At 68.8% G+C, this 16,952-nt stretch carries 20 protein-coding genes and 1 pseudogene; 6 read left to right on the top strand and 15 right to left on the bottom strand.

The window, feature by feature from the left end; all coding sequences use genetic code 11:
* Positions 1 to 35: 35 nt before the first annotated feature.
* From cas6e to casA, 5 genes are all read right to left on the bottom strand, one after another.
* On the bottom strand, positions 36 to 725 hold the full coding sequence (gene cas6e / locus ABH928_RS10020; RefSeq protein WP_370064373.1) for a type I-E CRISPR-associated protein Cas6/Cse3/CasE: 690 nt from the start codon (positions 723 to 725) through the stop codon (positions 36 to 38).
* A gap of 71 nt (positions 726 to 796) precedes the next feature.
* Positions 797 to 1,549: a type I-E CRISPR-associated protein Cas5/CasD gene (gene cas5e, locus ABH928_RS10015; RefSeq protein ID WP_370064371.1), complete on the bottom strand. Its 753-nt coding sequence runs from the start codon at positions 1,547 to 1,549 to the stop codon at positions 797 to 799.
* Entirely contained in the window at positions 1,549 to 2,691 is a 1,143-nt protein-coding gene (gene cas7e, locus ABH928_RS10010) for a type I-E CRISPR-associated protein Cas7/Cse4/CasC (protein ID WP_370064369.1), read from the bottom strand. Before cas7e ends, cas5e begins: the two co-directional genes overlap by 1 nt.
* 2 nt (positions 2,692 to 2,693) lie before the next feature.
* Positions 2,694 to 3,290: a type I-E CRISPR-associated protein Cse2/CasB gene (gene casB / locus ABH928_RS10005; RefSeq protein ID WP_370064367.1), complete on the bottom strand. Its 597-nt coding sequence runs from the start codon at positions 3,288 to 3,290 to the stop codon at positions 2,694 to 2,696.
* Between the two features lie 125 nt (positions 3,291 to 3,415).
* Entirely contained in the window at positions 3,416 to 4,990 is a 1,575-nt protein-coding gene (gene casA, locus ABH928_RS10000) for a type I-E CRISPR-associated protein Cse1/CasA (protein ID WP_370064365.1), read from the bottom strand.
* An 818-nt stretch (positions 4,991 to 5,808) separates the two neighbouring features.
* Between casA and ABH928_RS09995 the strand changes: the two genes are divergently transcribed.
* The 4 genes from ABH928_RS09995 (at position 5,809) to ABH928_RS09980 (ending at position 8,447) form a co-directional block, all read left to right on the top strand.
* Positions 5,809 to 6,672 (top strand): ISL3 family transposase, encoded by an 864-nt coding sequence (locus ABH928_RS09995; RefSeq protein WP_370064363.1) that lies wholly within the window; start codon positions 5,809 to 5,811, stop codon positions 6,670 to 6,672.
* 75 nt (positions 6,673 to 6,747) lie between these two features.
* Entirely contained in the window at positions 6,748 to 7,407 is a 660-nt protein-coding gene (locus ABH928_RS09990) for a transposase (RefSeq protein ID WP_370064361.1), read from the top strand.
* Between the two features lie 93 nt (positions 7,408 to 7,500).
* On the top strand, positions 7,501 to 7,932 hold the full coding sequence (locus ABH928_RS09985; RefSeq protein WP_370064359.1) for a hypothetical protein: 432 nt from the start codon (positions 7,501 to 7,503) through the stop codon (positions 7,930 to 7,932).
* A 275-nt stretch (positions 7,933 to 8,207) separates the two neighbouring features.
* Complete coding sequence (locus ABH928_RS09980) at positions 8,208 to 8,447, top strand: hypothetical protein (RefSeq protein ID WP_370064357.1); 240 nt, start codon at positions 8,208 to 8,210, stop codon at positions 8,445 to 8,447.
* Position 8,448: 1 nt separating this feature from the next.
* Here the strand turns inward: ABH928_RS09980 and ABH928_RS09975 are convergent, their stop codons facing one another.
* The gene (locus tag ABH928_RS09975; RefSeq protein ID WP_370064355.1) at positions 8,449 to 8,721 is read right to left on the bottom strand and encodes an ATP-binding protein; all 273 of its coding nucleotides are present in this window, start codon (positions 8,719 to 8,721) and stop codon (positions 8,449 to 8,451) included.
* A gap of 20 nt (positions 8,722 to 8,741) precedes the next feature.
* Between ABH928_RS09975 and ABH928_RS09970 the strand changes: the two are divergent.
* Positions 8,742 to 8,999: pseudogene (locus ABH928_RS09970) on the top strand (ATP-binding protein); the annotation flags it as partial.
* 39 nt (positions 9,000 to 9,038) lie between these two features.
* The gene (locus ABH928_RS09965; protein ID WP_370064353.1) at positions 9,039 to 9,620 is read left to right on the top strand and encodes an SMI1/KNR4 family protein; all 582 of its coding nucleotides are present in this window, start codon (positions 9,039 to 9,041) and stop codon (positions 9,618 to 9,620) included.
* Positions 9,621 to 9,851: 231 nt separating this feature from the next.
* Here ABH928_RS09965 and ABH928_RS09960 read toward each other — a convergent pair whose 3' ends face one another.
* The 9 genes from ABH928_RS09960 to ABH928_RS09920 all read right to left on the bottom strand — a co-directional run bounded on the left by ABH928_RS09960 (position 9,852) and on the right by ABH928_RS09920 (position 16,768).
* A complete protein-coding gene (locus tag ABH928_RS09960; protein WP_370064351.1) occupies positions 9,852 to 10,823 on the bottom strand; it encodes an SAM-dependent methyltransferase in 972 nt (323 codons plus the stop codon).
* A 162-nt stretch (positions 10,824 to 10,985) separates the two neighbouring features.
* On the bottom strand, positions 10,986 to 11,318 hold the full coding sequence (locus ABH928_RS09955) for a MazG-like family protein (RefSeq protein WP_370064349.1): 333 nt from the start codon (positions 11,316 to 11,318) through the stop codon (positions 10,986 to 10,988).
* 15 nt (positions 11,319 to 11,333) lie between these two features.
* Entirely contained in the window at positions 11,334 to 11,957 is a 624-nt protein-coding gene (tmk, locus tag ABH928_RS09950; RefSeq protein ID WP_370064347.1) for a dTMP kinase, read from the bottom strand.
* Positions 11,954 to 13,465 (bottom strand): radical SAM protein, encoded by a 1,512-nt coding sequence (locus ABH928_RS09945; protein ID WP_370064345.1) that lies wholly within the window; start codon positions 13,463 to 13,465, stop codon positions 11,954 to 11,956. Before ABH928_RS09945 ends, tmk begins: the two co-directional genes overlap by 4 nt.
* Entirely contained in the window at positions 13,419 to 14,255 is an 837-nt protein-coding gene (locus ABH928_RS09940) for a hypothetical protein (protein WP_370064343.1), read from the bottom strand. Before ABH928_RS09940 ends, ABH928_RS09945 begins: the two co-directional genes overlap by 47 nt.
* A gap of 81 nt (positions 14,256 to 14,336) precedes the next feature.
* Positions 14,337 to 14,981 carry a hypothetical protein gene (locus tag ABH928_RS09935; protein WP_370064341.1) on the bottom strand — a complete coding sequence of 215 codons (645 nt, stop codon included), beginning with the start codon at positions 14,979 to 14,981 and terminating at the stop codon, positions 14,337 to 14,339.
* On the bottom strand, positions 14,978 to 15,586 hold the full coding sequence (locus ABH928_RS09930) for a hypothetical protein (protein WP_370064339.1): 609 nt from the start codon (positions 15,584 to 15,586) through the stop codon (positions 14,978 to 14,980). The genes ABH928_RS09935 and ABH928_RS09930 overlap by 4 nt, the downstream gene beginning before the upstream one ends.
* 118 nt (positions 15,587 to 15,704) lie before the next feature.
* Complete coding sequence (locus ABH928_RS09925; protein ID WP_370064337.1) at positions 15,705 to 15,899, bottom strand: DUF5999 family protein; 195 nt, start codon at positions 15,897 to 15,899, stop codon at positions 15,705 to 15,707.
* Between the two features lie 356 nt (positions 15,900 to 16,255).
* On the bottom strand, positions 16,256 to 16,768 hold the full coding sequence (locus ABH928_RS09920) for an ATP-binding protein (protein ID WP_370064335.1): 513 nt from the start codon (positions 16,766 to 16,768) through the stop codon (positions 16,256 to 16,258).
* Positions 16,769 to 16,952 lie beyond the last annotated feature (184 nt).

The raw sequence follows: 16,952 nt of genomic DNA, 5'->3' as shown, positions 1-16,952 counted from the left end.
CCTGGGGTGTTGTTGGTAGTTTGCCAAGTCGTGATCTAGGCGGGTGCGATGGACAGCAGGCCTGCGCCGTATGCGCGTCCTTGGCCGATGCCTCCCAGCAGGGCTGTCCGTAGCGCGGTGGTGTCGGTGACGGTGGCGATGCCTTCGAAGCGGGTCAGGGAGTGCTGGAGCCGTCCTGTATCGCGGTAGCCGATGGCGGGGGTCTGTGGGGTGTCGATGACGAGTTGCACGTCCAGGCCTGCTCGCTGTGCCTGCCGTTCCCACCAGGCGATGGCCGGTTCCCCGCTGATGGGGACGCGGCGGCCCCGGCGCCGCTGGCCGGACCGCGGGTGGCCTTCGGGGTACCGCTCCTCGTTGAGGACGGAGCGGGTCGGGGCGACGTCGATCCGGTAGCGCAGGGTGCGGCCGTCGGCGACCCAGTCGAGGACGGGGGTGAGGTCGCGGGTGTCGGCTGGGCGGGTCAGGTAGTCGTCAGGGAGGCGGCTGGTATCCGGGGCCAGCACGGACTGCACGAGGATCGTCGTGTCGGTCTGGCTCCGCTCGACGCGGTGCAGCACGCCGAGGGCGGAGCGTGCCTGTTCGCCGTGGCGCAGGACGTCGGGGTAGAAGTCCATGAGTCGCTGGTGCATGGCCTGGGCGTCCCGCAGGTCCCGCATTGCCTCGCGGGAGCGGGGGTTGATGCACAGGCGGGCAAGGTGAGCGGTGGCCGTGGCGGTGGTGGTCATCGTCTCTCCAGGGGTGGAGTCGGGCTTGTGAGGGGTGGCCCCCCGCGAGGGGCGGGGGCGGGCAGCAGGTGTCAGGCGGTGACGCGGAGCCGGTCCCGGTAGGCGGTGATCTCGGTCAGGTAGTGGGTGCCGTAGCCCGCGCACAGCTCGGCCGGGAGGGCGCGTTGTTCCTCCCAGAGGGCGCGGCTGCCGAAGTTCCGCGAGCGGTCTGGGGCGGGTACGTCCTCGACCACCCGTGAGGGCGGCATGCCCGAGCCGGGTTCTGCCTCGTGGATGAACCCGACCTGCACCACCTCGGCCTGTTGGTCAGGGGTGCGGTGGAGCGGGACGAGGTCGAGTGCGGCGACGGGGTCGGGGTGGGTGGTGATCAGCAGTGGGGCGGACGGCGGGCAGGACCTGCGTCCCAGGTAGGGGTGCCAGACGGGGGAGCGCAAGGCTTGCGCGGCGAGGGCGATGGTGGTGTCGGGGCCGGTCACCGCGACGGTGAACGCCGCGTCGGACAGGTACCACCGGTGCGACACCAGCGTGGCGGTGGCCTCCTTGCGCCGCTTGCCCTCGGCCGTGATGACTGTGCGCTCGCGCGGGTAGCCGCCGCCCACGGTGTGGTAGTCGCGCAGTTGGCGGCCTGGCCGGTCCACGCGCACGGTGTAGGCCAGTTCGGCGAGGTCGTCGACGGGTTGGTCCCGGTCCCGGCCGAGGGCGCAGGCGAGCAGGCCGGTGAGGGCGGACCGGGTGGGGTGTGGGTGCGTCAGCCGGGTGGAGAACTGGGACGGGGCACCCCAGGACTGGATGGGGCTTGCCAGGTGGAGGAGGAGTCCGCCCATCAGATCGTCGCCTTGGCCAGCGAGTCGGTCAGCCGCGACGTCAGCCCACCGAGGCCTTCTGTGCGTTCGCCGAGGTGGTCGGTCTCGACGGTGGTGATGTTGGTGTGTGCCGCGAAGGCGATGGGCTCGGTGCCGTAGAACGCGTTGGTGGCCTCTACGTGGCGGTCGAATGCGGTGATGCTGGGTTCGAGCCAGCCGGACCCGTTAGGGGCTGTGACGGGCTTCTCGAACGCGTCGCACAGGTTGACCGGCGTGTCCGTGCGCAGCACGGCGTAGACGAGGGCCGGTGCGGTGAACGGTGCGGTGCCGTTCTTGCGTGCCGTGGGCGTGGTGGTGGCGAACGCCCGCGCGAACTGAACTGCGAGCTGCTGTGCGGCCTCAGCGTCCTGGTCCAGGTTCCGGGTCAGCTCGGGCAGGTTGACGCTCGCAAACCGGTAGAACGTGCCGGAGGTCAGCTGCACGGTGCCCATGTGCGCCGAGCCCGACTCGTCCTGTTGCCCGTGGGTGATGTCGTCGACGGCCGTGAAGAAATCGCTCTGCACGGCTGTCGCGTGCGTGGTGACCTGGTGGGCGACCTGGATGGCACCGTCGACCAGGCTGCCGGGCTCGTTGGCGAGCATCCGGCCGAATGCCGCGATCGAGCTGGTGCGTCCCCGCAGGATCTCCAGCACGGCCTGGCCGGCAGCCTTGTTGAGCTTCTCCTGCGCCTTCTTCTCCTCCGCTGCCGTGGTCGCGACTTCGATCAGCGCACGGTGCTCCACGGCTAGGTCCGCCAGCGCGCCTACAGCGGACTTCGGCACGAGGAGCATGCTGTTCGTGTCGTTGGTCTTGGCCTCGATCTTCACGCCGTCGACCCCGCAGGCCAGCACGATCATCCGCCCGGCGCGGTCCGTCCATCCGGCGTCGGGGATGCGGCGTTGCAGCTCCGCCGATACGACCTCCGGCAGGCGGCGGGTGCGGATCGCCTGCTCGCCCAGCCGGGACTCCACGGCCACGCGGTTGTGGCGCTTGGTGGACTGCGACGACACCCGCCCGCGCGTCACCCCGCCGAACGTGGCGGACTTGGGGGTGTTGAGGTCGTCACGGTTCAGGCAGGACAGCGGGTAGGACTGGATCACGCTCAGGTCCAGGTACAGGCTCATGGTCAGTTCTCCTTGGAGGGTTCGGTGGTGGTCTGGTAGTAGCTGCGCATCCAGGCGCGGGCGGTGTCCTCGGGCCAGCGGTCCCACCGGATGAGGTCGTGCAGCAGTGTCGGCCAGGTGACGGGCACGTCCTGGCCGCGCAGGAACCGCACCAGCGCGGCGGTCTGCGCCTCGATGCCTGCCGTGTCCTGGCGGGCCAGCAGCGACAAGCGGTCTTGCGCGGTCTTGGCCTGCATCACCTTCGTGTCGACGGCACGGTTCAACGACCAGCCGAGGTTGCGCCACCCGTCGGCGGGGTCCGGGCGAGTCAACTGCCGTGGCGGGGCGGCCTCTTCGCCCAGGCGCGGGTTCGGGGCTTGCTCCGCGTAGAGGGCGGCCACCAGCAGGTGGGCCCGTTCGCTCGCGTGGGATGCCTGCCGGGGGATGCGAGCCAGCACGTACTCGTACGCCCGGTACGGACGGGCAAGGTCCGTCAGGGCCGACCGGATAGCGGCCCGGCCGCCGGGGTCGCCGCACTTCTGGTGCACGTGCAGCACGAACCCGCGCTGCACGGCCAGCCGGTCAACGACCGCGCTGGCAGGAGGGGACTCAGTAGACATGTCTCTCCAGCTAGAGGGGGGATGGGCGTCCTTGGCGGGCAGAGCTGGTGGCCCGCGCCACCCAGTGGGCGTGCGGGGCAGGGCCGCTCTGCGGGCGCGGAGCGCCTCTGTGTTGTGCGGTGCTGTCACGCCTTCGCCGGCTGCTTGCTGGCCTTGGGCAGGGCGAGCATGACGGCGCGGGCCAACTCGACGGCGTGCATGCCGCGTGTGGTGGACGCGGTCTCGGCGGTCGTGGCGTCGTAGACGGCGGTGGCGATGCGCTGGAACCGGGGCCGGGGCCGTTCGGCACCAGTGGCGTTGACCACGGCCCAGAACTCGGCCTCGGCCTGCGCCCAGTACAGGGACGTCGCGGGTTCGGTCCACGGGCAGTCGGTGGAGGCGTTGGTGGCCTCGCGCCACGCCTGGCGCAGCGCCGACCGCATGCGGGCGGCGACCGCTTCGGCGTGGGCACGGGCGGTACTGATCACCGCCGCGCCGTCGGGGTCGGTCTCTTCCAAATGCCCGAGGACCGGCGGTGTGGTGGCGCTATACCAGGCGGTGTTGTTGACCTGGCCGTCCTGGTCCAGGCCCAGCGCACGGACCCGCAGGCGCGCGGTCGTCTCGGTAGGCAGGTCCGCGATCGCCTGGAACGCGGCGGGGCGGCGGGCGGGGTTCACGCCGGGCCTGGTCTTGAGGAGGAGGGCGTCGAGGTCGCGCCAGAACGCACGGCTGATGCTGGCGCGGACTGGTCCGTTCTCCTGCCGGTAGATCAGGTAGGGGTCCTCGGCGTCGGGGATGGTGCCCTGCCAGCCCCACGTGATCCAGGTGTCGGTGACGGCGCTCATGTCCTTGTTGGGCTGGAGCAGGATGCCGTGGGCGTAGCGGGCGGTGAGGAGGCTGACGATGCCGGTCGGCGCGGCGGGTCGCATCGGGTCGGGCAGCTGGTCGGTCTCCCACGGGGCCAGGTCGGGGCCGGGGTTGGTGGGCCAGGTGTCGGGGGCGGGGATGGCGATGGCGAGGGTCTCGAACAGGTTGCTGCCGAGGGGGAACCAGCTGACGGCCGACCGCACGGGGCCGGCCACCATGGATTTGCTCGCCTTGGGCATGGTGGGGTGCTGGCGGTTGGACGCGGTGCCGGACGGGCCGCTGTACAGCCAGGTGAGCAGGCTGAGCACGGCGGTCTGAGAGGGCACCGCGGACGCCTTGGCCGCGGCGTCCTTGTCGATGGGCCACCACAGGTGGTTGTTGCCGGACGGGACGGTCATGACGAGCCGTCCGGTACCCGAGCTTCCGGTGCACTCGTCGCGCATGCGCGGGTCCTGCAGCCATGGCCGCACGGGGTCGTAGAGCACCCAGCGGCCTTCGTGCGCATCGAGGTAGGCCCGGATACGGGTCGGGTCGAGCTTGCCCGCCTCCAGGACGTCCCAGCGGCAGTCGCCCCAGTCGCCGGAGGTGTCGGTGTCCAGGCCGGTGACGCGGGCGGTGACCGCGATGAGGATGCGCAGCAGGGCGGTTTCCGCGCCGGGGTCGAGGTTGGCCAGGTGCTCCAGCAGGTGTGCGGAGTCGAGAAGTTGGGTGAGTGACAGCCGGATGGTCTGGCCGGGGCGCGCGGTCGTGTCGGTGAGCCGGTGTAACTCGGCGAGCTGGTCGTGATCGAGATCGGCGCGTGCGGTGGCCGGGATCCACGGTCGGACCGTCAGGTCGTATCGGTCTTCGGGCACGCTGACTTCCTCCTCTCCTAAGTCATTGACGTGCAGAAACACGACAGTTATCACGTTCTGGAGTCAGTCCGTGACTGTCGGTGTGGTGGAACCATAAGCATTGGGTTGGAACGAACTCAAGTCCGCCCGTCAATACTTGACAGCCCGTCAATGTGCGTGCACTGCAACTAAGGTGGAACCACTCCGCACCATGCGGGGGTGGCCCGCATTGAGTCGGGTAGAGCACAACGCCACTGGCGACGCCCCGCACTCGCGGGGGAAGCCGGGGCAGGACGGTGCAGTCGTGGATCCGCTGACTGCACCGTCCTACACCCAGCCACTGACAACCCCCGCCTACCAGCCACAACCGCCCCCGCCTGTCAGCTCCGAGGCGTTCGTCGGACGCTTCTCCCGCTTGCGGTCTCGGCGTGCCCGCCACGGCGCCCACGACTTGGCCCGTGCTCTATCAGGCTCGCCATCTCCGCCTAGTGGACAATCGCGGCCCTCGGCCGCCACATACACATCGTGGATGTGTGAAAGACGGCGTTATTCCGCACCCTCGGCGCCAAGCCAGCCCCCAGGGGGACGGAGCAAGCTCACCTGTCCAGTTTCATGTCTAGAGGGATGCTGGCGGAGGGCTCACGAGGCTTTCCCCCCACGCGGCCGGCGGCGCACCCGCGTGATCGGGGGAACGGCCACTCGGGCGGCTGCGCAGATGAGGTCCCGGAACCTGGCCGGGCTCGTAGGCTGGGCCTGTCAACGCTCTCGCAGAACTGGTTCTGGATCACTTTTGGTGCTCGGGCCACGGAGCGTCACCGGAGTCGAGACCATGAACGGTCGTGACTGACGCTCTACTTCAGGACCTCTGGTTCCACCACGCCGACGACGTCGCGCTCAACTCGATCACCATCACACCCCGCCGCGTGACCCTCCACGCCACCGTGACCAGCAGCGCGGCGGCCTGTCCGGCGTGCGGCACGGCTTCGTCCCGGGTGCACAGCCCCTACACCCGCCGGCTCGACGAGGCCGCGGCGGCCGGGCGACGCGTCCTGATCGAGTTACAGGTCCGCCGGTTCCGTTGCTGCGAGGCGGCCTGCTCGAAGTCCACGTTCGTCGAGCAGGTATCCGGGCTGACCTTCCGCCACGGTCGACGGAGCCAGGGCTTGCAAGCGTCCCTGCAGCGGGTGGCCCTGATGCTGGCCGGCCGCGCCGGGGCGCGGCTCTCGGACGCGCTGGCCGCGCCGGTGAGCCGGTCGACGCTGCTGCGGCTGATCCGCGCCGTCCCGGAGAGCTCGCCAGCCACGCCGCGGGTCCTGGGCATCGACGAGTTCGCGCTGCGTAAGGGCCACGTCTACGCCACCGTCCTGGTCGACATCGAAACCCGGCGCGTGGTCGACCTCCTGCCCGACCGCACCATCGAGACCGTGTCCGCCTGGCTATCCGCCCACCCCGGCGTCGAAGTGATCTGCCGCGACCGCTCGGCCTCCTTCGGCGAAGCCGGTCGTCTCGGAGCACCCGACGCGATCCACGTCGCAGACCGCTACCACCTCTGGAGGAACCTCGCCGAGGCCGTCGAGAAGACCGTGGTCCAGCACCGTGCCCTGCTTCCGGAGCCAGCACCCGAACCCGAGCCCGCGGAACTGCCGGCCGCGCCGTTGCCGCCACAGTCGGCTCGACCGCTGAGCACGGGACGCCTGGCCTAGCGCGTTCGCGAGCAACATGCCGCCGTCCACGCGCTCCTGGCCGCGGGGGTCGGCCTGAAGACGATCGCCCGCCAGTTGGGGCTGGCCCGCAACACCGTCCGCCGCTACGCGCAGGCAACCGGCACGGACGAGCTGCTAGTGGGGCGTTGGACCGGCCGGGCCAGCATCCTCGACCCGTTCAAGCCGCACCTTGACCAGCGCTTCGCGCAGGGCTGCACCAATGCCCGCCGCCTGTTCGAGGAGATCGTCCAGCGTGGCTACCCCGGCAAGGAACAGATCGTCCGTAAGTACGTCCACCGGCTCCGCCTCGCGTTCCCGGGCCAGGACCCGCCCCGCCGTAAGCCCTCGGTCCGCGACGTGACCGGCTGGCTCACCCGTCACCCCGACCGCCTCGACGCCGACGACGCTCAGCGGTTGAAGGAGATTCTCGCCCGCGTCCCGGCGCTGGCCGCCACGTCCCGGCATGTCCGTGCCTTCGCCGAGCTGATGAACAACCGCCGCGGGCGTCAACTCAAGGGGTGGATCGCCGCTGTTCACGCTGACGCGATCCCCGCCCTGCACACCTTCGCCGCCGGGCTCCTCCAGGACCTCTACGCCGTCGTCGCCGGGCTGACCCTGGACTATAGTTCCGGAGCGGTCGAGGGTCACAACAACAAGATAAAAATGCTCAAACGGCAGATGTTCGGCCGAGCCGGCTTCGACCTCCTGCGCAAACGCGTCCTCAACGCCGCATGACATGACTTCGACGGCAGCACCTCCAGGCGCGAGCCGAGGAAGCTCGTCACGTAGTCTCGGCGCCGAAGGCGCCGGACGGTTGAGGGGCATCGAATGGACGAGGAGATCATCGGCCAGGACGTGTGCTTCGCAGGCGCCTGTCCCGCCTGCGGCCGGAACGTTCCCTGTTCGGGCGGCCAGACCCTCGTGGGGCACCGGCTGCACTGGGGCATCGAGAGCAACTGCTCAGGCTGTGGTCCTGCCTCGATATGTGGACGCGATGATCTTCCTGCTGACCTCCGTACCCGCTTGCTGGCCGAGCATGGGTCTGCCCGGCTGGAGATCACCGGCGGGGATCTGCCCTCGGTGGCCGTCATGAAGATCATCCGCAGTGAGACGGGTGCCACCCTGCCGGAAGCGAAAGCGATCATGTGCGACATCAAGTCAGGCCGCTATGCGGGCACCGGCCCCGAGATTGAACGCCTCGCCCGGATCCTTCGCCTGGCTGGCGTCGATGCCCACGCTCTCGGCCCGTCTGCACACTGATCCCGCGCTGCTGGTCACGGTGGCGTGGAGGGTCACGTGGCGGGGTGTGATGGTGATCGAGTTGAGCGCGACGTCGTCGGCGTGGTGGAACCAGAGGTCCTGAAGTAGAGCGTCAGTCACGACCGTTCATGGTCTCGACTCCGGTGACGCTCCGTGGCCCGAGCACCAAAAGTGATCCAGAACCGCAGAACTGAACACCCACCAGTCCCGCAGAGTTGACCCCCTGGGTCGTGCGGTTCGGTCAGGTAGCTCCGTCGGCCCGGCATCATGGGCGGATGGAAGACGATCTCCCGACCGTGTCGGTGAGCCTGTGGCGGGCGGATGCCATCGTGTTGTTCGACTGGCTGATGACGACGGATCTCGACTCGGTGCCGGTCACCCACCCGGCCCAGAAGCAGGCCCTGGCCGATCTGCTGTCACGACTGGAGTGGGCCGCTGACGTCGATGTGACCGGGGCGACCGCTGAGGACATCGCCGCGGCTCAGAGCGAAGTCGCCCGGGACATGAGCTGGTAGTTCAGCCGTGATGAGCGCGGTTCTCCTTTGCCAGCAACTCGCGCCGCTGGCGGGTCCGGTAGGAGTCTCCGGTCAGAGTGAGAACCTCCGCGTGGTGGACCAGCCGGTCGATCATCGCGGCGGCGACCACGTCGTCGGAGAACGTCTCTCCCCAGCGCCCGAAGGGCAGGTTCGAGGTCACCATCACGGAGCCCTGCTCGTAGCGCGAGGCTATGAGCTGGAAGAACAGGTTCGCGGCGTCCTGGTCGAACGGGATGTAGCCCGCCTCGTCCACCTATGCCGATATCCGCATAGGTCGACGAACTGGGCTACATGGAACTCGACCGCCGCGGGGCCGAGCTGCTCTTCCAGGTTTTGACGGAGAGGGAGGAGAAGAACAGTGTCGCGATCGCCTCGAACGAGTCGTTCGGGGGCTGGACCAAGACCTTCACCGACCCGCGGCTCTGCGCGGCCATCGTCGACCGCCTCACCTTCGGCGGCAACATCATCGAGACCGGCATCGACTCCTACCGACTCGCCACCACCCGAGCCCGACAGGATCAGACGGCCTGACCAGCGCTAGGGTCATCCGACCAAGCGAAAGGGCAGGACATGGCGATGCACCCCGCGATCGAGGCACTGTCACGGATCATGCCGACCGACACCGGCGTCGACGAGCAGATCGACTGGGCGGCAGCTGAGCAAGAGCTCGGGACCCGCCTGCCCGCGGACTACAAGTCCTTCATGGAGACCTACGGATCCGGCGGCATCAACGCGGTCACCTACATCCTCCGCCCGGTCGAGGCCCCGAACCGCCTCTTTGCGCAGGGAAGCATCGCCGAGGATACCCCCGGAGCCCAGGCCACCTGGCACCACACCCCAGAGCGCTGGCGCCCGGAGGTCAACCCCAACGACATCATGATCTGGGGCCGCACCCCCGGCCCCGACATCCTCTTCTGGGTCACCACCGGAGACGACCCTGACCAGTGGCCCGTCCTCGTCTGCGGCCGTCACACCAAATCAGACTGGACGCTCTACCCCTGCGGCATGGCCGAGTTCCTGATCAACCTTGTGACGAACCAATACGACGACGCCATCAGCATCAACGAGACCCGCCCGCCACGGTTCCTGCACTGGCGCGAAGACGAACGGCTCAACGAGGCGGGAATCTACGAGTACTACCCCGAAGACTGAGAAACCGACGCAGCCACGTCAGGTGCTTTCGTTTCTCACCAACATGAAGAGCGCTGGAAACACCCCAGCGCTCTCACCACTCGCCGACAAGCGCTCTCACAGCTCACCTACGCAGCCAGGGCCATCGACTCTGCTCAGGCCCCGAATGGCAACAGCGGACCTTGGAAGGCCACCGGCATCGGAGCTGCGGAGGGAGAACCGGAGCTGCCGCGCTGCCTTCGCCCTGTACGGTCAGGGCTTGACCCCTATGCCGCCGAACAGGGCGATGTCGCCGTCCGGTGGACAGTGGCCCTCTTGCCGCCGCCATCGGGAGACGGGGACAACCCCGGGATCCAGCAGCTCTACCTGGCCGAACAGCTCGGAGATCTCCTGGTTGCTCGCCCACGCGCCCTCGATGCCGCTCTGCCTGTACAACTGAGCGACGTTCTGGGCGGTTTCGGGGGCCAGATTGTCCGCGCAGCCATGGGAGATCACGACCGCGCTGCCACTGGGCAGCGGTCCCAGATAGCTGGCCACCAGCGCCCGGACCTCCTCCGGGGCAGGCACGAAGTGGAGGACCGCCAGCATCAGCACCGCCACCGGCTGGCGCAAGTCCAGGACCTGAGCGGCGCGGGAGAGAACCGTCTCCGGGTGCAGCAGGTCCTCCTCGACGTAGCGGATCGCACCAGGCCCGTTCCCGGTGAGCAGCGCCCGGGCATGGGCCAAGACCATCGGGTCGTTGTCCACGTAGACGACCCGGGCATCCGGATCGACCCGTTGAGCGATCTCATGGGTGTTGGGGGCCAGCGGCAGACCGGTGCCCACGTCCAGGAACTGGCGGATCCCCCGCCGCGCCAGCAGACGCACCGCGCGGTGGAGGAATTTGCGGTTCTCTCGGGCGGACGTGCGCACGCCGGGCCACTGAGCGACAACCCTCTCGGCCACCTCACGATCCGCTGGGAAGTTGTCCTTGCCGTCGAGCCAGTAGTTGTAGACCCGGGCGGAGTGCGGCCGGTCGGTGCGCAGCTCCCGCGAGGTCGCCTGAGCCAGGTCGGTCGGCCCGCTCGTCCAGACCTCGCGAGTATCGAATAGTCGGCCTGGCGCCAAGGAAGTGGGGTCGGTGACCACGGCATCGCTGAGAGGTTGTCCAGGGCTTGCCTGTGCTTGGTAGCTCTTGATGCCGGAAGCGCGCCGAGGTGGAGGGTGATTGCCGGACGTGGTCACGAGCGGTCTCCGGTTTGGTTGAGGCTGACGCTGGGTGGTGCCGCTGCCCGGCTCCGACGGGGGAGGCAAGGCCGGACAGCGGGCTGATGGGATGCGACCAGGAGGTTGGAGGCCCGCGAAACGGGACTGTTCAGGCCTCCCTGCGCAGCCGGGTTGGTCGGATCAGGACGGTGACTTGCCGCTGGCCAATGAGCGGGCGGCGACCTTTTCCACGCGCTCTTCGAAGACGGTCTGCGCCTGGGGGTTGACGGTGCGCAGGGCGACCATCGCGGTGAGGATTACGTCGACCAGTTCGTTCTCGACGTCGGTCCAGGTGTGGCTGTTGCCTTTGCGGGGGTTGGTCCCAAGCGCGCCCGCGGCGGCCTGGGCGACCTCGCCGACCTCCTCGGTGATCTTGTTGATCCGCAGCAGCCGCTCCATGTCCTGCGGGCGGTCGCCGGCGTTGGCGTCCAGCCACGCGACGAGGGTGTCGATGGTCGACCAGGTATCGGTCATGGTGGTTCTTCTCTCTCAGCAGGTGACGGTGGAACGTGTGGCCGTCATGGTGGCCACGGTCTGGGCGACCTGGTGGGCCATATCACTGGGGCAAGCAGAGCTGGCGTCCAGGACGAGGACGGGGATCTTGCGGGCGTTGAACATCACGGCGGCCTCCCGGTACAGCTCCACCTCGCGGGCAAGGAGGGCCGGGTCGCGGTCGAACCGGTCGAGTGCGCCCCGCGCGGCTATTCGCTCGGTGAGGATCTGCGGCGTGGCGGTCAGGAAGACGGCCAGGTCGGGGGCGCGCGCGGCCGAGTTGATGCCGGTGATGAAGTCGAGCGGTACCTCGTCCAGGCGCTGTAGGACGAGGCTGGAGGCGATGTAGCGGTCGCAGACGACGGTGGCGCCGTCGGCGAGCTGCGGCAGCACCTCGGTGGTCAGGTGCTGATAGCGGTCGGCGGCGACGAGGCAGGCCAGGGCGTTGCCCTTCACGTTGTCGACGACCTGCCGGGTGAACACACCGATCGGGCCTCGCGAGGGCTCGGCAGTGCTATAGACCCGGCGCCCCTGGGTGGCGAGCAGCGCGGCCAGGGTCGGGGCGAGCGTGGACTTGCCGGTGCCGTTGGGGCCGTCCACGGTGAGGAAGAAGCCGGTCACCGCGCCACCACCTGGGCGTTGCGCTGGTGCTGCTCGCGGGTCAGCTCGGCGAGGTGGCGGCGCAGCTCAGACAGCGGCGTATCGGTGAACTGGATGCCCACGCTGAAGTTGAACTCGTCGCGCTGGCGCATGCTCTCGTCGGCACCCTGGTCGGTGAGGTCGACAGCGCCGTAGTCCATCAGGGTCTGAGGGTCGTGGCCCTGGGCCACGAGCCGGTCGTAGATCGGAGTTCCGGGATAGGGGCGGAACTCGAACGCGCTGGCCCGGAAGGTCCCGACAGCACGGTCGGAGGTGTGCCACAGGTCCCGGACGTGCCGCATGGTGGCGGCGAGGTCGTCAGCGGTCTCGCCGGGGTAGCCGAGGATGAAGTAACCCTTCACGCCGATGCCGCGCTCCATGAGCCGGCGAGCCACGCTGAGGGTCATGTCGCAGGTGATGCGCTTGTCCATCGCCGCCAGGACGCGGTCGCTGCCGGACTCGATTCCCAGCGCGACTTCCCGCAGACCGTTATCAGCCAACCGGTCCAGCACGGAATCCTCCGCGCGGTGCAGGACGTTGATCCGCCCCGTGGCGTCCCACACGAAGCGGTCGCCGATCCGCTCCTGGGCGAACGGGTCCATGAACTGGCGGATGATTCGCTCAGCTCCGAGGAAGAGGTCGTCGACGAAGCGGAACGCGGTGGCCCCGAAACGGGTCTGCAGGTCGAACAGCTCGGAGAGGACGTGTTCCGGGCTGCGGGTGCGGATCTTGAGGTCGCCGTTCTTGCTGACGGCCGCGCCGCAGAAGCCGCAGTCGTAGGGGCAGCCCCGCGAGCCGACGATGTTGCACTCGGTCCGGCCGTCACTGGCCACGTAGGGGTCCTGGGGTAAGAAGTCGCGGTCCAAAGTCAGCTTGTCCACGTCCGGGCTGAGCCAGTGGTCCGTCTCCATGCGGATCGGCTCCGCCGAACGGCGCTGCCCCGGCATCCCCATGTTCACCGCCGGCGCCCCGGTCTGCTGGTCCCACAGGATCCGGGGCAGCTGCTCGCGCGGGCAGCCTCCCAGCAGCGCGGCGACGCGGGTCTCTCCTTCGCCGACGACTAGGGCCTCAACGTGCTTGAAGCGCTCGTCCGCGAGGATCTCGTTCGGCATGGCCTTGGCGTGGTGGCCGCCCACTATCAGCCGGGCCCGGTCGGGGCCGGAGACCTCGGAGGCGATCCGCGCGGACAGCTCGTAGGTGGGGGCCAGCAGGTTCATCCCGACCCAGCGCGGCCGGGCCGTGTTCACCGCGTCGACTGCTTCACGCACGCTCAGCCCGTGGGCCTCGGCGTCCAGCAGGCCCACGTTCAGGCCCTGCTGCCGCGCGTAGGTGGCGATGTAGGCCATCCCCAGCACGGGCAGCGTGTAGTCGTTCACGCGCGGGCGCTTCTCGTAGTCGCGCAGGGGCGCGTTGACGAACACCGCGTCTAGGAGGCGGGTGGGGTCAGCCCCGGCGATCAGATCCGTTCGGGGCTCGGGTTGCTCCGGCATTGCTCCCCCAGGTGAGAGTAGCGAGTGTCAGGGTGTGCAGGGCGGTGCGGTCGGTGCCGGCCCAGCCGGTCCACAGCGGCCCGAACGTCTTGTCCTTCTTGTCGGGCCACGGGTAGGACGGGGCGATCTTGGCGGCCCAGGTCCGGACGGCGAGGTCGTCGTGCGGGTAGCTGGCGAAGTCGCCGGTGTAGTCGCACGCGGCAGCCGCCGCCGTCCACGGGCCGATTCGGGGCACGCTGGTCAGGGCCGCGATCAGGTCGTCGGCTTCAAGGCGGCTCCAGCGGTCGGACTCCCTCAGGTAGTGGCGGGCGGACGCCTGGAGCGCACTGCGGTGGAACTTTGCGCCGACGGCAGCGAACTGTTCATCGCTCAGGTCGAGGACCTGCTCCGGCGTGGGCGCGAGACCCAGGTCCGCGCCCGGTCCCTCCAGCGCGGTGCCGTAGGCGCGGCACCAGGCCCGGTACAGCTTGCGGGCCTGGTCCGCGCGGACGACCTGCCGCAGGATCGCGGTGGTGATGGCGTCCCATAGCCAGGGGTTCGCCAGGCGCTGAGTCGCGCCGAGGTCGAGCAGTCCGGCGCGCAACGCCGTCGGGGCCGCTGTCGGCAGGTGGTCGGGATCGGTGGTGACGAACTCAGGCTTCACGTCCTCGGTGCCGTGCGCGCAGGCCGTGTGCAGCCCGTCGTGGTCGAAGGTGATCACCCACGTCCCCGACTCGGTCCGCACGGCGCGTACCCGTGCTTCGTCGGCTTCCTGCCAGGCGGGGTGATCGGTCGTCAGGACGGTCCTCATGGGGTGCTCCTCGTGTCGCACGTGTGGTGCTCCGTAGCCTCTCGTGCCTTCGGGGTCCCATGTGGGCCGCTGCGGGAAAGGTCAGTCGATAAGGGAGCGTTCGAGGAGGTACCGACGCATGTCCTGGTACTCCGTGAGGGTCGCGGACCGGGACTCGCTCGCAGGGCCCCCGCCAGCTGCCGGCCAGGACTCCTTGGGCGGCATCAGTTCGGTCACCGCGTGCGACGTCGTTTTGCGACGTGGCCCGCGGATGAACAGCGTCACCGTGTCTGGCTGCATGATCGCCTGGTGCACCATCACGTGCCCAAGCGTGTAGGCGCTGCCTGGCCGCTCGATGGTCACCATCGCAGGCTCGATGTCCTCGCCGCTGAACTCGCCGGTCCAGCCGTTCGTCCGGCGCCGCACGACGTGCACGTACCCGCCGTACAGGATGCGGGTCGCGAAGGGGTAGCAGTGATCGTGGGGGACGAGCTGGTTGTCGACCCGCGGGTTCAGGTTCATCCGGATCTCAAAGCCGTCGTCAGCGGCCTGGAAGAGCGACAGCCGGTTGAGAAGGAGGGTGACGCGGCTTTTTGCCAGCCGCTTCGGGTCATCTGGAATCTCGTTGACGAGCTGCGACAACAGACCGCGGTCCCCGGCGAGCCGGTCAAGAACGGAGCGGCTGATGTGCTGCATCTCCCGAAGCGTGCTGCAGTCCCGCAGGTGCACTTTGTCGAGCCAGCTCATCGGGCACCGTCCAGGATCCGTTCAAGGGACCGTTCAGCCTGTTCATAGAGAGCTGACGCGTTGGGCAGCGGCCGGATTCCGGTGGAGTCACGCCCGGGTCGAGGAGTCGCAAGGACTTGCAAGGAGGTTGAGCGGCTCCGTAGCGCGCACACGGTGCCCACGTGCGTCGCGAAGACCTCTTCGGGACCGAAGCTGCGCGCGTACTGCGGATGACCCATGCGCAGGTCCTCCTGGTTCGGGTACACCTCGACGTCGACCTCGCCCGCTACGACCAGGACGACAGTGGTGGTATCGATCGGCCAGGCCGTCCACGTGCTCCGCAACGGGACCCGGAGAAAAAGCCCCTTTCCGTCCGCGCTGGGGAGAGGGATGTGGGCGCAGTGGTGGCCGAGGAACACTCCGCATGGGGCGTCTGATTCTCTCTCCCTTAGCCAGGACAGCAGTGCCTCGGTGAGCGGGAGCAGCCAGTCGGCGGCCTCTTCCTGTGCGATCCGAGGGATGTCGTCGGGTGCTCGGGTCTGTCCGAGGAGTCGGCGAACGAAATCTGGTAATGGCACAGCTTTGTCGGTGAGCTGGATGGTTCCGCTGGGCGGTGTGCTGGGCATTCCCGTGTCTCCTTGAGCCGGGCAGGTTCGGAGCGGTGGTCGGCGCGCGGCCGAACGGAGTCGGAGCACGATCTCCAATTGCGACTGCTGTAGGCACGCCCCGGATTTGTGCGGACGGTCAGGCGGCTACCGCTGTAGGCGGACGATGAGGGGCGACGCCCTTCCCGTCCGGCAGCACCTCGCCGGTGTCGTCGAAGACGAGTACGCCGTTGCACAGCCGGGCCCAGCCTTGGGCGGGGTGGCTGGCTACGACAGCGGCGGCCTGCCGGTCGGCGCTGTCCGGGCTGGGGCACGAGGGGGTGTGCTGGCACATTGTCAGACCTTCCGGGATCGCTGCTGACGGGTTGTCGGAGAACCACTGTGCTGGCTTGGCTTCGACGTCTGCGTTTCATTAAGCAACCACACGAGCGAAAGGTGTCCGGCATCAAAGCGGACCAGTTCCGGTGTCCGCTTGAGTAGCCCGGCGTAGCGGCGGCACCAGCGGAAACGAGGGAAGATCACGGTCGCAAGCGGACACGGACCGACTTGAAGCGGACAGACCATTCGACGAAGTGAAGCGGGCGAAGAAGGCTGCTATGCACGCCTCCCTGCCACGAGACGGTGCAAACGGTCAGGGTGGCCTGAGTCGAGCACGTCTATGAGGCCGGAGCGCGGGCGAGAGTGCGGCGGTCAGGCAGCCTGGCCCGCCAACGGCAGGGTGGCTATGGACCAAGGAACGATGCGGCGTACCTTCCGGGCAGCCCGGCGAATCGATGCTTCCCGACGTCGGACAGGCGAAGGCTTATTCAGGCTGAGCTCGAACCAGACCCGCTTGCCTCGCGGCGAGGGGTACCAGCCATATCGGGCAGCGAGCACGGCCACCAGCTGGAGCCCTCGGCCCTGTTCGGCGTCCCAGGCCGCCCGATCGCCGTCCGCGGGCCAGGGTGGCGCTGTCGCATTGTCGTCCTCCACCTCGACCCGCAGCCTCTGTTCCTCCAGGCGGACCTGAACGGTGATCATCGCGCCGGTCGTGTGGACGACCGCGTTGGTAACCAGCTCGCTGACCAGCAGGTCCAGGGTGCCTCTCAGCTCATCGTCCAGCGGCTGGCCCCAGGACTGGACGTGGGTGGCTACGCGGTGGCGGGCGACGGCGACGAGGCGGGGCCGACGGGTCAGGAGGAACTCGATCTGGTGCGCGGGCATAGCAGCGGGCCTCCGGCCGACATAGGGGAGTGCGATTGGCCAGGCCAGGCGGGGGGACGAGTTGGCGAAAGCGCCGGTCCGTAGCGCCTCGCATGGCTGATAGTTAGTCAACGGCCTGATGCTGGCCGAAAGGAGCTGCCAGGCTGTAGGCCAGGTGTAGGCCCGTGTAGGCCAGGGAGCGGGG

The sequence above is a fragment of the Streptacidiphilus sp. MAP5-3 genome (assembly GCF_041262505.1).
GTDB lineage: Bacteria > Actinomycetota > Actinomycetes > Streptomycetales > Streptomycetaceae > Streptacidiphilus.
Note: the sequence above shows the minus strand (reverse complement) of the source record. Positions and strands in the feature narration are given on the sequence as shown.

What these genes read in the sequence shown, in the direction of transcription:
- ABH928_RS09920 (WP_370064335.1), bottom strand. Translation starts at nt 16,768, where the DNA reads ATGCCCGCGCACCAGATCGAGTTCCTCCTGACCCGTCGGCCCCGCCTC.
- ABH928_RS09945 (WP_370064345.1), bottom strand. Translation starts at nt 13,465, where the DNA reads ATGCCGGAGCAACCCGAGCCCCGAACGGATCTGATCGCCGGGGCTGAC.
- ABH928_RS09980 (WP_370064357.1), top strand. Translation starts at nt 8,208, where the DNA reads ATGGAAGACGATCTCCCGACCGTGTCGGTGAGCCTGTGGCGGGCGGAT.
- cas6e (WP_370064373.1), bottom strand. Translation starts at nt 725, where the DNA reads ATGACCACCACCGCCACGGCCACCGCTCACCTTGCCCGCCTGTGCATC.
- cas5e (WP_370064371.1), bottom strand. Translation starts at nt 1,549, where the DNA reads ATGGGCGGACTCCTCCTCCACCTGGCAAGCCCCATCCAGTCCTGGGGT.
- ABH928_RS09940 (WP_370064343.1), bottom strand. Translation starts at nt 14,255, where the DNA reads ATGAGGACCGTCCTGACGACCGATCACCCCGCCTGGCAGGAAGCCGAC.
- ABH928_RS09925 (WP_370064337.1), bottom strand. Translation starts at nt 15,899, where the DNA reads ATGTGCCAGCACACCCCCTCGTGCCCCAGCCCGGACAGCGCCGACCGG.
- ABH928_RS09965 (WP_370064353.1), top strand. Translation starts at nt 9,039, where the DNA reads ATGGCGATGCACCCCGCGATCGAGGCACTGTCACGGATCATGCCGACC.
- ABH928_RS09985 (WP_370064359.1), top strand. Translation starts at nt 7,501, where the DNA reads ATGGACGAGGAGATCATCGGCCAGGACGTGTGCTTCGCAGGCGCCTGT.
- ABH928_RS09930 (WP_370064339.1), bottom strand. Translation starts at nt 15,586, where the DNA reads ATGCCCAGCACACCGCCCAGCGGAACCATCCAGCTCACCGACAAAGCT.
- ABH928_RS09935 (WP_370064341.1), bottom strand. Translation starts at nt 14,981, where the DNA reads ATGAGCTGGCTCGACAAAGTGCACCTGCGGGACTGCAGCACGCTTCGG.
- cas7e (WP_370064369.1), bottom strand. Translation starts at nt 2,691, where the DNA reads ATGAGCCTGTACCTGGACCTGAGCGTGATCCAGTCCTACCCGCTGTCC.
- ABH928_RS09955 (WP_370064349.1), bottom strand. Translation starts at nt 11,318, where the DNA reads ATGACCGATACCTGGTCGACCATCGACACCCTCGTCGCGTGGCTGGAC.
- casB (WP_370064367.1), bottom strand. Translation starts at nt 3,290, where the DNA reads ATGTCTACTGAGTCCCCTCCTGCCAGCGCGGTCGTTGACCGGCTGGCC.